Below are 15043 nucleotides of genomic sequence, written 5' to 3' on the forward strand. Positions count from 1 at the left end.
ATGAAGCGGGGCGATTTTTGTAAACGCTGCACGACAGGAGTCGAGGCAATGCAGCCTAGTTAGTGATGAGTCGCCTTGTCGCCCCAGATTTCCTTGAGACGCTGGTCGCGACCGCAGTTCCAGCGGTAGAAGTTATAGCGTATCGGGTTGTTCTTGGCAAAATCCTGGTGATAACTTTCGTCACCTTTGATCGGCCAGAAAGTTGTGGCCGGTAAAATCTCCGTCACGACTTTCTGCTTCGGGAACATCTTCTGCACCTCGGCTTTGCTGGCTTCGGCGAGTTTCTTTTCCTCGTCATTGGCGTAGAAAATCGCCGCCAGGTAACTGTGCCCGCGATCGCAGAATTGACCGCCGTCGTCAAAGGGATCGATCTGCAACCAGTAATAGTCGAGCAGTTGCTGGTAGCTTAACTGCTGCGGATCATAGGTGACTTCAACGGATTCGTAGTGCCCTTCATGGTTGCCGTTATAGGTCGGGTTGGGCAGCGTTCCACCGGTAAAACCGGAGACAACGTCCGTGACCCCGGATAATTTTTCAAAATCCGACTCCATACACCAGAAACAGCCTCCGGCCAGGATTGCGGTTGCGGCAAAGGCGTGAGTCGCCAGGAGGAACGATATCGCACTCAGGATAAAGATTCGTTTCATTTCTGGACCTCACCTTTCATATTCGGCCAACAACAGGGGCAGCAGTCCCGGCCCTTTTGCGGCAGGAGCCTGCTGCGGAGCTGTCATTTGAACAGGGAGACGTATTCGCCGTAGCCTTCCTTCTCCAGATCGGCCAGGGGAATAAAGCGCAGGGAGGCCGAATTCATGCAGTAGCGCAGCCCGGTCGGGGCCGGACCGTCGTCAAAGACATGCCCCAGATGGGCATCGGCGAGGGCACTGCGCACTTCGTTGCGAACCATGAAAAAGCTGCGGTCTTCCTTCAGGACAACGCTGTCCGGGTCGATGGGTTTGGTAAAGCTGGGCCAGCCGGTCCCTGAATCGTACTTGTCTTTGGAACTGAACAGTGGCACCCCGGAGATCACATCGACATAAAGACCGGGTTCATGGTTGTCCCAGTAGGCGTTATCAAAAGCCGGCTCAGTCCCTTCTTCACGGGTGACCCGATACTGCAGCGGGGTCAGGCGTTTGCGCAGCTCGGCATCGTTCGGCACTTGGTAATCATGTTGCTGATTCATCATCTGCTCCGTCATCTTGTCGCTGGACATCATTTTATGTTCGGCGGGCGCTGCCGCCATCGCATCAGCCTTTTTCTCCATCCCCTGCCCCTGTCCTTGAGTCACGGCGAACAGCACCAGCGGCAGACTGAGGAGGGTCATCATGAGAATTTTCATTTACGCCTCCGTAGGTTGAATGTCGCGGCCGGGCATTTGTGCCGGCCGGTTTTATCTTTATCGCTATAATAGCAACATCCTGTAACAACAGCTTAACGTCCAGATAAAGATCCGGTAAAGATTCGGAATAGAAAAATCCCGACCAGGCTGCAAAATCGTCCACTGATTTTGTCAGCTGGCCGCAGGCGGACCTGCTTGCTCCTGACAGGAAAATTCCGGGATAGGCGTTGCCGACAACCGGTTCTCCTTTTAGTGCCTGGTCAGCCCTTCCAAAGTGATCTCATATTCTTGCCGGGCATCGTTATAAACAACTCCGTAGCGGATGGGATAATAGCCCGGTCCGGGATATTGCTCAGGAACCGCGATCGGGGTGTGAAGCGCCGGTTTGGTCTCCAGAAATGCGGTGGTGATCATGGGCTCGATAAAAATCATTCTGCCGTCGTAAAAACCGTAGAGAAAAGTTTTGGTAAACCCCTGCCCGGAGAATTCGGCGCCCTGGGGATCGATCGCATGGGCTCCCATGCGCGGCACCTCGGTCCCTGGCGGGAGGATGTAGCCGGCCGGCATCAACTCCGCGGCCGGCAGCCGATGGGCTCGTTCGAGGTCTGCACCGACTGCGGAAATCCGCTCGCGAGCCGCGGTGTCGATAAAATAGAAATGAAAATCGAAGTGAGGTTTATCGTAGATTCCTTGCGGGAGATGCCCGTGCGGGTTCCAGTCGATGCCGATGTGATCATAGCCCAAGCCTGCCGCTTGCGGCGGTAGTCGCAACAGATATTCCCTCTCAATGGCGTCTTTGGGCTCCTCTGCCGGCAGGCCGCGCAAAGCGGCCGCGGACAGCCTGATACCGATGGTCTCCGGTTTTCCGGCGGCATCCAGGGTCACAAAGGAGCGGGCATTCCCGGCCCCGATTGCGGTGGCCGGACCTTCGTAAGTTGCAGCAGCCATTTTTGGCTGATGAGCCGCGCAGCCGGACCACAGCGCGGCTGTCGCCAGGGCCAATAACCAGCCCGATACCTGAGGATGAAACCTTTTGTTCCCGACCATGACCCAGCCTCCCTGATGCTTCGGCACCGGTTAATTGGAGAAGGCCTGACCTGGCAAGGTGGAAAAAGTCCGCCCGGAAACTTTTTCACCCAGCAGCGGACAGAGGAGGATTCACGCCGAGCCCGTATCAGCACAGAGACTCTCCAAAATTGTTCAGCTGATTGTAATGGTCCGAAATATGACCAATCAAGTCATCAATTGATTATTTTCCTTCAATCCACTGTTCCTGCAGTTTTCGAAGGAAAACCCTCAGCAAGGTTTCCAACCGACATAGACCGCAATCGGTACGGTATAGACAATCTGCCCCTGTTCACGCCGCAGCTTGATTCCCAGTTGGTCCTTGCCAATATCCTCGGTTACCATCCGGCGAATGACAGACTCATCCCCGGGGTTGGGGAAAGAGGCCTTGAGCTGGCTTTCAAACTCAATATCGACCCCATAACCGCTCTGCCGACAGCCGGTCAGGCCTGAATTCTGAAACAGGTCCGTGAACTCCGCCTGGCTCAGCGCATGGGTATGAGAGGGGTCGCGAAGGATTTCCAGACGATCGTAGGCTGCCGATTTTTCTGCGGCAACAGCGACATCAGCGACCAGCACCCGGCCGCCGGGCCGGCAGACTCTGATCATTTCCCCTAAAGCCTGCTCAGGCGCCAGCAGATGATGAAAGCTGTAGCGTGTTATCACCAGCGAAAAACTGTTGTCCGCATAGGGCAAGGACACTGCTTCGCCGACGTCCCAGTCAAGATTGGTCTGGCCTTGCTCCTGTTGCCGCTTCATGGCCTGCTCGATCATTGCCGGGGTAAGGTCGATCCCGGTGACATGTTTGGCGTGCCGGGCGAATTCACAGGCGACCAACCCTGGCCCGCAGGCCACATCAAGAACCTCATCAGCAGCATCAACCGCGGCCATGTCCAGCAACAGCTGCAGGGCATCGAAGTGTCCTGGAACCTGGGTAAAGGGAATGGCCTGCCTGGAAAATTGACTGACGATATCGGCCTGATGCTGCCGGTTGTCCTTGGTCATCATGCGTATGCTCCTTTCTCGCGGAAATGGAAAAAGTATAGGTTGGCAACCCATGGCTGTCTTGCTATCTTTTGCCAATGAACATCGACAAACTGCCAAAACTTGCACCGGTCGTCGTCGGCTACCGGAAAGACCCGCAGCTACCGGTGATCCCCCTGGCCATGCAGATCAATAACGCCGGCTGTGCGGCAGCCCATGCCCACCCCCGCGGGCAACTCATCTACGCCAGCAGCGGGGTGATGCGGGTCATCTGTGGCGGGGACATCTGGATTGTGCCGCCGGCGCAGGCCGTCTGGGTACCGCCGGAAGTCGAACACGAAGTCTATTTCCCCGGCGCTGTTGCGCCCCGCAACCTGTTTATCGACCCCACCGCGACCGCCGGACTCCCCGAACAGTGTACGGTGATCAAAGTTTCTCCCCTGCTCCGCGAGCTGATTCTGAAGGCGGTTCAGATTGGCGACAATTATACTTCGGACAGTGCGGATTTCAGACTGATGATGGTTATTCTCGATGAACTGCAACAGGCGGAACCAACCCCGCTGCACCTGCCGATGGGTCACGACCAACGCCTGCTCCGCGTTATCGACGGGTTACTGCACTATCCGGGAAACCGTAGCGATCTGCAGAGTTGGGCCAGACTTGCCGGGGCCAGCGAACGCACGCTGGCCCGGCTCTTTGTGCGGGAAACCGGGCTGACGTTCGGGTCCTGGCGAAAACGGCTGTTGTTACAGGAGGCGGTCGACCGGCTGGGACGGGGGGATAATGTCACCCGGGTGGCGTTTGATCTTGGTTATCACAGTCTGAGTGCCTTTATCGAGATGTTCCGCCAGGCTCTCGGCAGTTCCCCCGGTCAGTTTCTGCGCCAGCGGCAGGAGACCGGCGAAACTCGTACTGACGATGGCAACGACAGCAGGATGAAGTTCTGAATGTAACCTGCAACTCCCGGCATTGGCACAAAAAGCCGTGGTTTATGGCTGACGGGTTGCAGGAGCAATCAAACAGCAGTAACGCTCCAATCCAGAAAAAAGAAAGCCCCGCAGCACGGCTGTGCAGCGGGGCTTGAAACAGGTGCAGCCCTTGATCAGTCCTGTTTCCAGGTGATCTGGTATTTAAAGGTCTGCGGATCAAGCCAGTCGAGGGTTTCTCCGCCGACCTGGGCGAAGGGGTACATCAGGTAATTGACCGGTTCACCGGACTGCGGCGGATTCAGCTGCAGATCGCGCCCTTCACTGAGGCGAATCCGGTATGGATCAACCCGCCCCCAGTAGTAGTCACGCAGTTCGGCCACCCTGGGATCGCTCAGGTCCAATTTCTGCACCAGCATCGCTTTGCGGACATCGGCCGGATCGACCGGCACCCAGCCGTAACCGGGCAGGTAAAATTCGGCCCAGCAGTGCTGCCAGGTGGAGACGTCCTGGTCCTTGTTTTTACCGGTACGGATGCCCAGAACTTCACGGGTCGGCACTCCGGCGGCCCGGGCCAGGGCAATGTAGATCGAACTGATGTCGGCACACTTGCCGCCAGGACGACGCAACAGGGCCGTCACATCACCCAACCCGCAGCCTCTGGTGTCCGGATCGCGAAAAGTATTGTCGACGGTCCAGTCGTAGATCGCCCGGGCTTTCTCAAGAATCCCCGTTTTTCCGGCGGTGATCTGGTCGGACAGCTCTTTGACCTGACCGTTGATGGGTCCCAGACTGGTCGGAGCCAGATAGAGGGCAAAGTCACGCGGATCGTAAGCAGCGGCGGTTTTGGGGAAATCCCGTTTGATCTGTTCGCTGCGCTCGGCATGAAAAGTCAGCGTCAGTTTGCGGTCCAGGGTGCCCTTTTTCCAAGCCACGTAGAGCAGCGGTGAACTAAAAGTGCGCTCGGTATAAACAGCCGCTTCGGCGTAGTTCCCTTCCCAGTGAATCGCATTGATCAGCTGTTCCGAGTTGGAGACGGGATAGGGAATCCAGAGCCTGGTCTCCTGGCTGCTGTCCTGGTTGGATAGATCAAAAGTCCAGGTATAGGTTCCGGACTGGGTGGTTGCGAAAGCCGGCACTGCGAACAGCAGAGTGATCAAGATGAGAAGCAGATGTTTCATAGATGACCTTTCCATAGTTGTTGATTATTTTCATAAAGTAAAACAGCAGGCAATTCCCAGTCCAACGGTTAATTTCAATAACCAGCGCTCTAATTATTCAAAATTACAATAGCCTCACCGTTTTACCCCATGAAACTGCTTATCCAACCTGTTGGCGGGTAAATTTGCCCCGCCGAGTTGCCAAATCACCGCCATGGCCGCAGAATAGTAGAGAAGGAAAAACAACCGGCGTGCCCAGGACGTATTTCCTCCGGTACCCACATCTCCAAAGGACAGTCCATGAATGCTGCTCATCTGTTTGTCAAAGCCCTGGAAAATGAAGGCGTCGAAGTCGTCTACGGCGTCCCCGGCGAAGAGAACCTTGACCTGCTCGAAGCACTGCGCGAGTCCTCCATCCAATTGATCCTGACCCGCCATGAGCAGGGCGCTGCCTTCATGGCGGCAACCTACGGGCGGCTGACTGGGCGCCCCGGGGTCTGCTTATCCACCCTGGGGCCGGGAGCAACCAACCTGGTCACCGGCGCCGCCTATGCCCAGCTCGGAGCTTTTCCCATGTTGATGATTACCGCTCAGAAGCCGATCAAACTCAGCAAGCAGGGGCATTTCCAGATCATCGATGTGGTCCACATGATGGAGCCGTTGACCAAATTCAACCGCCAGATCGTCAGCATCAATCTGATTCCGGCCATGGTCCGCGAAGCCTTCCGCCAGGCACAGGAGGAACGACCGGGCGCCGTCCACCTGGAATTACCGGAGGATATCGCTGCCGAAACCAGCGCTGCAGCTGCCACTCCCATCTTTCCCGTCAGTCAGCCCTACCGCCCCCGCGCCACCGGTAAAGTGATCAGTTCCGCGGCCGAGATGATTCGTCAGGCCAAGTTGCCGTTGCTGATGATCGGCGCCGGCGCTAACCGCAAACGGGTCCATAGCGCTCTGGATCAATTCGTGCAGACCACCGGCATCCACTTTTTCACCACTCAGATGGGTAAAGGGGTCATCGATGAGAACGATCCCCACTGCCTGGGGACCGCAGCTTTGTCCGACGGCGACTATATCCATTGCGCCATCGACCGGGCCGATCTGGTCATCAATGTCGGCCACGACGTCGTGGAAAAGCCGCCATTTTTCATGGAGCATGGCGGCAAGCGGGTCATCCATGTCAATTTCAACTCGGCCGTAGTCGACAACGTCTACTTCCCCCAGCATGAAGTGGTCGGAGATATTGCCGAAAGTATCCGCAGACTGACCGAAAAAGTCGGCAAACTGGAGCAGGACTGCAGTTATTTCAAGCAGATCAGGGACAGTCTCAGTAGCCACCTGCGGGAGAAATCCACGGACGGCAGTTTTCCCATCAAACCGCAACGGCTGGTGGCCGATGTCCGCCAAGTTATGCCCGCGGACGGTATCATCGCCCTGGACAACGGGGTCTACAAAATCTGGTTTGCCCGCAACTTTCTGGCCTCTCAACCCAACACGGTACTGCTTGATAACGCTCTGGCCAGCATGGGTGCCGGGCTGCCCTCGGCCATGGAAGTCGCCCGCCTTTACCCGGGGCGCCGGGTCCTCTCCATCAACGGTGACGGTGGTTTTCTGATGAACTGTCAAGAACTGGAAACAGCGGTGAGGATGAATCTCGATCTGGTCATTCTGGTGCTGAACGACGGTGCCTACGGCATGATCAAATGGAAACAGGCCGCCATGGGCTACGCCCATTACGGCCTGGATTTCGGTAACCCCGATTTCGTCAAATTTGCCGACAGTTTCGGTGCCCGCGGCCATCGGGTGAGCGCCACCGAACAATTTGTCCCGCTGCTGGAGAGCTGCTTCTCCAGCGGCGGAGTGCATCTCATCGATGTACCGGTGGACTATTCCGAAAACTACAGCGTCCTGCTCGACGAACTGCAAGCCAAAGCCTGTCAGCTCTGAATCCTGCTCCCGGCTGCGGCCAACCCCTCTTCAGCCAGTTGGCGCAGCCCCTTCAGGTCAAGTTTGCCGCTGCCCAGCAGGGGCAGCTCGGCTACTGGGAGAAAAGAGTCGCTCGCCGGTCGCCACAGATTGGGCAGGTCACAGCCAGCCAGGGCGCGCTGCAGGTCCTCCCGACTGCCGGCTTCCTCGGTATGCAGCACCACCAGTTTTTCCCCCTTGCGCGAATCGGCGACCGCGGTCACGGCCAGGCAGTTTCCGCTCAGCTGAAGGGCCTGACATAGGGCTTCTTCAATCCTGATATGGGGAACCATCTCCCCGCCGATTTTGCTGAAACGGGCCAGTCGGTCGGTAATAAACAGAAAGCCGTCCCGGTCGACCCGGCCGATATCACCACTGACGTACCAGCCGTCGATAATCGCCGCGGCGGTCCTGGCCGAGTCGTTCAGGTAACCGTTCATCAGGTTCGGCCCTTTCACCAGGATCAACCCTTCCTCCCCCTGCGCCACCGGTTCATGGCTGGCAGGATCGACCACCTGCAGCAGCACTCCGGGGATCGGCCGCCCGACACTGCCGATCTTGTTGCCGGGCTGGTGGATGTCGTCCCGCTTGATATCGGGCAGACTCAGAGTAATCAGCGGTGCCAGCTCCGTGGCGCCATAGCCTTCCAGGGGGCGCAGAGCGTATTTTTCGGCAAAGGCATCAGCCAGCTGGGCTTTCAACTTTTCGGCTCCGGTCACCACCAGGCGCAGGCTACTGAAATCTTCGCTGCTCGCCCGCCGCATATAGGTGGCGAGAAAGGTCGGCGTCGTCAACAGCAAGGTCGAGCGGTGCTGCCGCACCAGCTTGGTGATCGCGGGCGCCTCCATGGGATTGACATGGTAACTGGCGGAAAAGCCGCTGATCAGGGGTAGCCACAGGGTCGCGGTAAAACCGAGGGCATGGAAAAAGGGGAGCGCGCCACAAACATTGTCCTGCGGCGAGGTCGCGGCGACCATGCGAATTGCCTCCAGGTTGGAGAGAATATTATGCTGGCTGAGCATCACCCCCTTCGGCATGCCGGTACTCCCGGAAGAGAAAATCACCGTGGCCAGCTCGTCGCCGCCCTGCCCCATCCCCTGCCCGCTTCCCCGCAGTAACAGCCGACGCGGCCAGCAGCGTGCCTGCACCAGCAGCCTGGCCAATTCAGGCTTAGTCGCCGGCAGCAGCAGGTCCTCCAGATAAAGAACCTGTTCGGGCAGCGGCAGTTCGCTAAACCGGTCCAGAAACCGCTTACTGGTCAGCAGGGTGCGGATGCCGCATTGCTGGTAAGCCGAGGACACGGCCTGGGTAGAGGCGGTGTAATTGATATTGACCGGCACTTTGCCCAGCAACGGCACCGCCAGGTTGGCCAGCGCGCCGCCGACTGACGGCGGCAGCAGCAGCCCCACCATCTGCTCTGCACCCAGCCGGGCTTCCAGCCGCCGGGCCAGCAACAGGGTCGCGGTCAGGCTGCGACCGTACGTCAGCTGTTGGCCGCTGCTGTCACTCAGGGCGGGGCGCCACCAATTGGACCGGGCGGTGTCGATAAACTGCTCGATCAGGGGTTTGCGTTGTCCTTTCTGCCCCTGGAAGTACTGATAAGCCAGTTCGGCAACCGCCTGTTGCACCTCTGCAGCCGAACTGGTTGTCGGCAGCGGGGTACCGAAAAGAATCCTGACCGGATAGGGCAGACTGGTGGGAAGCTTACTGAGCAGCTTGCCGTGGGCATAGCTGAAAATACTCCCCCAGGCGCCACCGATGTAAACCGGAACGATGGGATGATCGGTCCCTCTGACGATGGCTTCCAGTCCGCTTTTGAATTGCAGCAGCATGCCGCTGCGGGTGATCATCCCTTCGGCGAAGATACAGACCAGATACCCGTCGTCCAGGGCCTGGCGGGCGGTTTTTATAAATTCAACTTTTTGCCGCCGCGAATCGTCGGCGGCCACCGGGATCACCTGCATCAACCGAAACAGCGGCTGCAGCAGCTTCAGGTTATAGATATCACGGTGCATAATGAAACGGATGCGGCGCTGCTGGGTCGCCAGGAGCAGCAGGGCGTCGATCCAGGAAACATGATTGGAAACCAACAGAGCCGGCCCCTCTCCGGGCAGGTTGTGATCGCCGCTGATTTTCAGCCGATAACCCAGCTTCATCACCAGCAGAACAATAAAGCGGAGCAGGAAGTCGGGCAAAATCCACAGGCTGAGCAAGGTCAATCCCAGGGTCAGCAGCCCCAACACCAGAAAAGACTGGGCCGCGGAGAGTCCGCAGAGTCCACTCAGGATCACCGACAAGAGGGACGCCAGCAACACTCCGCACCAGCTTAAAAAGCTGGCAGCCGCCAGAATCCGGCCGAGTTTTTCACGCGGAGCCCGCAGTTGGATAAAAGCCTGCAGCGGAACCAGGAACAGGCCGGCACTGAGCCCCAGCAACAGGATCAACAGGAGATGGACGGGCAGACTGGCCGGTAGCAGGGCCAGGCCGCCGGTACTCAGGGCCAACCCCAACGCCCCGAGGGGCACAATCCCGAACTCGACGTTGCGTCCTGATAACCGCCCGGCCAAGAGCGAACCAGCGCCGATGCCCAGAGCCGCAACCAGAAACAGATACCCGCTCTGCTCCTGAGTCAGGCCGTGCACCTGCATACCGAAGGGGATCAGGTTAATCTGGGCAAAAGCGCCGAGAAACAGGAAATAGGCCGAGCCGAGCACCGCCAGCAGCAGATACCCGTCTTGTTTGAGTTCAAGCAACGATCCTTTGATCTCGCTCAGGATCCGCGGCGAGACCAGCCGTCCGGCATCCGCCGCCGGGGTCGCCTCGATCCGCCAACTGCAGATCAGGCCGAGGATCGCAAAGAGGATGCAGGCCAGCGCCGCGGTCCGATAGCTGGCACTGCTTAACTGCACCAGCAGCGGCGCGAGGGCCGTGCCAAGAATAATCGCCAGGTAGGTCAAGGTTTCCAGCAGACTGTTGGCCCTGGAAAGCTGCTCCCGGTCGATCAGCTCCGGCACGATCCCGTACTTGGACGGTCCGAACAGAGCGCTCTGGGTCGCCATCAGAAACAGCACCGCGTAAAGAGCTGTCGCGCTGCCCACCGCAAAGGCCAGGACGGCGAGCAGAGCGATCAGGCATTCAGCGCCTTTCATGGCCACCACAATTGTCCTCTTGCTGAGCCGATCAGCCAGCGCACCGGCCGGTGCCGAAAAGAGCAGGAACGGCACGACAAACAGCCCCCCGGCCGTGGCCGCGACCATGGCCGCGGAGTCTGGGCCCTTAACCGCGATCAGATAAAAAACAATCAGCAGTTTGAGTAAGTTATCGTTCAGCGCCCCGAAAAATTGGGTCGCGTTCAACCAGTTGAAAGACGTTGTTAGCTTACGGGTCATGATTCCCTCCTTATTTGAGTAACAATGCAGCGGCATTGGAAAACACCTCAGCCGGCAGGCCATAGGCCAGTTTGAGCCTGACATCCTGATCCCAGGCACTGCGCACCTTCAATAACGGCAAGGTCCGTTGCCAACCAAGCTGTGGCAGAGAAAACAGCGGTGAGGTCAAACCGGTGCGAATCAGCGGAAAGTCGGTGCCGTATAACAACCGCTCCGCAGCAACTCCGGAATCCTGCAAACGCCTCATGAAACGCACTTTGTTAAGCTGAGTCAGGGAAGAGATATCGGCATAGAGGTTCGGATACTCCTCAAACAATGGCAACAGGCGCGCCATGTTATCCTGCCCATCCTGCTGGCCGCTGGTGGCCACATGAGCAGCGATCACCGTGACGCCCAGGTCGAGGGGCAGGCGCAATTTGAGGGGATCCCCCAACGAGTTGTCCGCCCGGGTGAAGGAATGTTCATCACCGGCATGGGTCAACAGCGGCAGGTCCAACTCGACCAGTTTTTCATAAAACGGAATCAACCGTTCATCCGCCGGGTCGATCTGCTGGATGGCGGGCAACCATTTGATCAGCACCGCGCCATCCGCCCGGGCTTGCTCAAGCCGCTCCAGGGCATCGGGGCGATAGGGATTGACGCTGGCGCCGAAATAGAGATTAGCGTATTTGGCGGTTTCCCGGGCGACAAAATCATTGGGGACATAGCTCTCGGTCCGCGCCCTGTCCAGGTTCCCCTGTTCATCGACAACCCCATCCAGAGCCAGGACCACAGCGGCGCCCACCAGTTGGGATTCTGCCAGTTGTTCGGACAGCCGCCTGATCACCAGACCGTCCCCGTGCTGGCGGAGTTCGTCCTCACTGATGCCGAAGGATTTGAGATAAATCCGGTACTTCCAACTGTGCCGCAGTTGTTCGGAGATAAAGGCTCCGCTACCACCGGCACCGATTCCAGCGACATGACAATGCATATCCAGAAGCTCTGGCCCGGCTGCTGAAAAGGGGGCAGGCTGTGCTTTCCCGTCCCGGGGGAGCAGCGCCCAGCCCCCAACCATGGCAATACAAGCCAACCCAAAGAATACGCCAATTTTGATCATTTTATCGAGCCTCCTTAATATTAATTACGCAAGTACCCGATAAAAAGCAGCGATCATGCCAAGCACAAAGATGATGGACAAACTACTGATTTAAAATAGTATTTAAGAAAATATAACCAATTAGAAAAAATTCCAGAAAACAATTGATATACATTTTTTGCTCATATACCAGCCATAAAACGAACGATAGCCGTATTTCATGACCGCTTTTCCCCGTGGCTGTGTCGAGATTTTTTTCACCTTGGGCTAGCCTCAACCGCCCAGCTCAGCGTATGCTGCTCATTTACTACAAAAATGGTCATATTTGGCGATACTCAAAGGCTGCTGCCACGCCAGACCATGACCCGCAACAGTTTTGGAGGCAACTGCAATGAGTGCGCTTTTTTATCTCGGCTCCATCATCCTGGCCAACCTGCTGGTCCATTGGTTTGGAATCGTCACCATCTACGGCCTCAGCTTTCCAGCTGGGGCTGCGCTTATCGGGCTGACCTTTTCGGCGCGCGATTTTGTCCAGCAGCGTTTTGGCAAGTACGGCTGCTGGTGGTGGATGTTTTTAGCCTCGGGCATCACCTTTGCTTTTAACCGGCACCTCGCCCTGGCGTCCCTGAGTGCCTTTTTTGTGGCCGAGTTCTGCGATTGGCTGATTTTTACGCGGGCTCGCGGCAGTTTTGAAAAACGCCTGCTGCTCAGCAACCTGATTTCCACCCCCCTTGATTCGCTGACCTTTGTCCTGCTCGCCTTCGGCCCGGTCTGGCCAGCCATTTGGGGGCAGACTCTCATCAAACTGATCAGCAGCCTGCTGGTGCTGCCGCTGCTCAAAGATGGCCGGATCAGCCTGGCCAGAATCACCGTGCAGCGAACCTGAACCACGTCACAGTGCGCAGCGGACCCAGGGGACGCTTCTACCCGCGTCCAGTTTTTAACTTTTCCTGAACCGTAACAGGTGTATAGTGTTGCCAGCAGTTTTTCGGGACAGTTCGCTCCAATCCGCCCGTCTTTGCCAAACAAATTTGCCGGTTCCGACAGTTCAGCACGACTCCCTTTCATTCGCGCGGCTAGCAGACTGTTGAAAACAGCCTGTCAAACCCATGGTTGGATTAACAAAATCAATGACGACTTTTAAGTTATTGTTTTTGTGGGATGGGGGGGGAAATCGCACTTTTTTCCACAACCTGGTATTTGCCGCTTAACGAGCCGACCAGCAAGAACTGCTGCGCCCACGTGGATGCTCAACAGCATAATGGCTTGCGGCTTAATGCATTGAAACAGGGCGAAACAGATGACCAAAGAGAACTGTCTCAACAACCCGGTTAAGGAACAGAGAGTGGAACATTATCTAGAAAACAACAAAGCCCTGTACGTAATCTTCCTGGCCACTTTGGCCATGACGGCGCCACTGGCAACCGACATGTATCTGTCCGCCATTCCCCAGATTGCCGAGGGATGGGGCGTCGGGAAAGACATTGCCAATTTAACCCTGGTGCTGTGGTTTATCTCTTTCAGCGTTTCGATCCTGATTGCCGGTTCGCTGTCCGACAAATACGGGCGCAAACCGATCCTGATCGGCGGACTGGCGATCTTTGTCGGCTCATCTTTTCTTTGCGCCCTGGCCGGCAGTATTGAACAGCTGATCATTTTTCGGATTTTCCAGGGGATGGGAGCCGCGGCCCCGGCGGCCATTGTCATGGCGATTATCCGCGACCGCTTCAAGGGGGTTGAACGGCAGAAGGCTCTGGCCTATGTCATGACCATTGTTGCGGTTGCCCCCATGGTCGCGCCACTGCTGGGCGCCTTTCTGCTCAAGGTCGCCAACTGGCGGTTTATCTTTCTGCTTCAGGGAACACTGGTCTCCATCACCTTCCTGGTCTCATTGACCATCCGTGAGACCCTGGACACAAAACTCGACACCAGCGTTTTCAAACTGGTGACCCGCTACGGAGTGCATCTGCGCAACCGCCCCTACCTCTTCGCCAGCATGAGCATGGGGCTCTTGGTATTACCCTTTTACGGTTATATCGCCTTTTCGCCGATTTTCTACATCTCCATTCACGGCCTGTCGGAAAGCACCTTCAGCCTGCTGTTTGGGCTCAATGCCCTGGTCTCCATGGCTGGAGCGTTCACGTCCTCCCGGCTGACCAAACGCCTGGACGACAAGCAGATCATCACCATTGCGATTCTCGGGGCGATTGTCGCCGGTGCCGGATTGACTCTGTTTGCCGGCCGTCACTACCTCTATTTTCTCTTTTTCATCGCTATTTTCTCGTTTTTTACCGGGCTCAGCCGGCCGAGCAGCGGGTCCCTGATCCTCGGCCTGGTCAAAACCGATGTCGGCTCGGCCTCATCCCTGCTGGTGTTTTATCAGTTCATTGCCGGCGCAGCCTGCATGGCCTTTGTCACCCAGCCCTGGTCCCGGCCGGTCCTGGTGTTCAGCCTGCTGACCCTCGGCGTCTCGGTTCTGGTGCTGCTGCTCTGGAGCAAAATAAGCAAGACCCTCAATCCAGAGAATTGAGGGCCACGCAGCCTTGCTTCACAATTCAATCAATAACAAATAATCGCCTAGTGTCCCGAATGGCGCTCGTTTAAGCAACTTCGCAGTAAACTCGGGACTGTCCCCAGGGTCATCGGGGGGCTGTCCCAAGAGTTTACGAGCCATGAAACTGTAGGGGTTAGCACCGCAAAGACCTGGGACAGCCCCCGTGCGGGGACAGTCCCGGTTTTGCTGCCATCTGCTCTTAAACCAGCGCCATTCCCTAGTGTCCTGCCGTGACCATGTTTTCACCCTGAAGGCAGATCGACAAGGCGTTCCAAGCTATGGTGCATTGACGTATTGTTTTTTCTCAAATGAAGCAGCCCCACCCTAACCCTCCCCCACCGCGGGGGGAGGGAAGGCCTTACAAACCGGAAACATGGGTAACACATCATCCTCCTCCCTTGCCAAGGACGCAGCCAGGAAAATCCCGGAGCAGGTCACTCTCTTTCCCCATTGATGGGGGAAGGTCGGGATGGGGGGAGGGGAAACAGTCGAGCAGTCAATGCCCACGCTTCAACCAGCTCAGCCCGTGCATATTTTTCGTCACCCATGTTAAAAAATCAAAAGGCCTCCTGCGCAGGAGGCCTTT

Annotated in this window: 10 protein-coding genes and 1 pseudogene; 4 read left to right on the forward strand and 7 right to left on the reverse strand. The window is 57.1% G+C overall.

The window, feature by feature from the left end:
* Positions 1-59 precede the first annotated feature (59 nt).
* The 4 genes and pseudogenes from msrA to N909_RS0103955 form a co-directional block, all read right to left on the reverse strand.
* Positions 60-647 carry a peptide-methionine (S)-S-oxide reductase MsrA gene (gene msrA, locus N909_RS0103940; RefSeq protein ID WP_029911707.1) on the reverse strand — a complete coding sequence of 196 codons (588 nt, stop codon included), beginning with the start codon at positions 645-647 and terminating at the stop codon, positions 60-62.
* Between the two features lie 83 nt (positions 648-730).
* Positions 731-1159: pseudogene (gene msrB, locus N909_RS0103945) on the reverse strand (peptide-methionine (R)-S-oxide reductase MsrB); the annotation flags it as partial.
* Between the two features lie 429 nt (positions 1160-1588).
* Positions 1589-2386, reverse strand: a complete 798-nt coding sequence (locus N909_RS0103950; protein WP_036682872.1) for a DUF5602 domain-containing protein — start codon at positions 2384-2386, stop codon at positions 1589-1591.
* Positions 2387-2635: 249 nt separating this feature from the next.
* On the reverse strand, positions 2636-3412 hold the full coding sequence (locus N909_RS0103955) for a class I SAM-dependent methyltransferase (protein ID WP_029911716.1): 777 nt from the start codon (positions 3410-3412) through the stop codon (positions 2636-2638).
* A gap of 74 nt (positions 3413-3486) precedes the next feature.
* Between N909_RS0103955 and N909_RS0103960 the strand changes: the two genes are divergently transcribed.
* Positions 3487-4335, forward strand: coding sequence for an AraC family transcriptional regulator (locus N909_RS0103960; RefSeq protein ID WP_245613569.1), 849 nt, complete (start codon positions 3487-3489; stop codon positions 4333-4335).
* Between the two features lie 155 nt (positions 4336-4490).
* Here N909_RS0103960 and N909_RS0103965 read toward each other — a convergent pair whose 3' ends face one another.
* Complete coding sequence (locus N909_RS0103965; RefSeq protein WP_029911718.1) at positions 4491-5495, reverse strand: transglutaminase-like domain-containing protein; 1005 nt, start codon at positions 5493-5495, stop codon at positions 4491-4493.
* A gap of 279 nt (positions 5496-5774) precedes the next feature.
* On the opposite strand from N909_RS0103965, the gene N909_RS0103970 reads away from it, so the two are divergent.
* A complete protein-coding gene (locus N909_RS0103970) occupies positions 5775-7421 on the forward strand; it encodes an acetolactate synthase large subunit (RefSeq protein ID WP_029911719.1) in 1647 nt (548 codons plus the stop codon).
* On the opposite strand, the gene N909_RS0103975 is transcribed toward N909_RS0103970, so the two are convergent.
* Together N909_RS0103975 and N909_RS0103980 are read right to left on the reverse strand one after the other, a co-directional pair.
* The gene (locus tag N909_RS0103975; RefSeq protein ID WP_084167428.1) at positions 7412-10828 is read right to left on the reverse strand and encodes an acyl-[ACP]--phospholipid O-acyltransferase; all 3417 of its coding nucleotides are present in this window, start codon (positions 10826-10828) and stop codon (positions 7412-7414) included. The two genes, N909_RS0103970 and N909_RS0103975, sit on opposite strands and share 10 nt — an antisense overlap.
* Positions 10829-10838: 10 nt before the next feature.
* Positions 10839-11798: an amidohydrolase family protein gene (locus N909_RS0103980; RefSeq protein WP_029911721.1), complete on the reverse strand. Its 960-nt coding sequence runs from the start codon at positions 11796-11798 to the stop codon at positions 10839-10841.
* 496 nt (positions 11799-12294) lie between these two features.
* Here N909_RS0103980 and N909_RS24375 point away from each other — a divergent pair, with 496 nt between their 5' ends.
* Positions 12295-12789 (forward strand): VUT family protein, encoded by a 495-nt coding sequence (locus N909_RS24375; RefSeq protein WP_051689506.1) that lies wholly within the window; start codon positions 12295-12297, stop codon positions 12787-12789.
* A gap of 459 nt (positions 12790-13248) precedes the next feature.
* Positions 13249-14433 (forward strand): multidrug effflux MFS transporter, encoded by a 1185-nt coding sequence (locus N909_RS0103990; protein ID WP_029911723.1) that lies wholly within the window; start codon positions 13249-13251, stop codon positions 14431-14433.
* The last annotated feature ends 610 nt before the right edge of the window (positions 14434-15043 follow it).

Source organism: Pelobacter seleniigenes DSM 18267 (assembly GCF_000711225.1).
Taxonomy (GTDB): Bacteria; Desulfobacterota; Desulfuromonadia; order Desulfuromonadales; family Geopsychrobacteraceae; genus Seleniibacterium; species Seleniibacterium seleniigenes.

What these genes read in the sequence shown, in the direction of transcription:
- msrA (WP_029911707.1), bottom strand. Translation starts at nt 647, where the DNA reads ATGAAACGAATCTTTATCCTGAGTGCGATATCGTTCCTCCTGGCGACT.
- N909_RS0103950 (WP_036682872.1), bottom strand. Translation starts at nt 2,386, where the DNA reads ATGGTCGGGAACAAAAGGTTTCATCCTCAGGTATCGGGCTGGTTATTG.
- N909_RS0103955 (WP_029911716.1), bottom strand. Translation starts at nt 3,412, where the DNA reads ATGATGACCAAGGACAACCGGCAGCATCAGGCCGATATCGTCAGTCAA.
- N909_RS0103960 (WP_245613569.1), top strand. Translation starts at nt 3,487, where the DNA reads ATGAACATCGACAAACTGCCAAAACTTGCACCGGTCGTCGTCGGCTAC.
- N909_RS0103965 (WP_029911718.1), bottom strand. Translation starts at nt 5,495, where the DNA reads ATGAAACATCTGCTTCTCATCTTGATCACTCTGCTGTTCGCAGTGCCG.
- N909_RS0103970 (WP_029911719.1), top strand. Translation starts at nt 5,775, where the DNA reads ATGAATGCTGCTCATCTGTTTGTCAAAGCCCTGGAAAATGAAGGCGTC.
- N909_RS0103975 (WP_084167428.1), bottom strand. Translation starts at nt 10,828, where the DNA reads ATGACCCGTAAGCTAACAACGTCTTTCAACTGGTTGAACGCGACCCAA.
- N909_RS0103980 (WP_029911721.1), bottom strand. Translation starts at nt 11,798, where the DNA reads ATGCATTGTCATGTCGCTGGAATCGGTGCCGGTGGTAGCGGAGCCTTT.
- N909_RS24375 (WP_051689506.1), top strand. Translation starts at nt 12,295, where the DNA reads ATGAGTGCGCTTTTTTATCTCGGCTCCATCATCCTGGCCAACCTGCTG.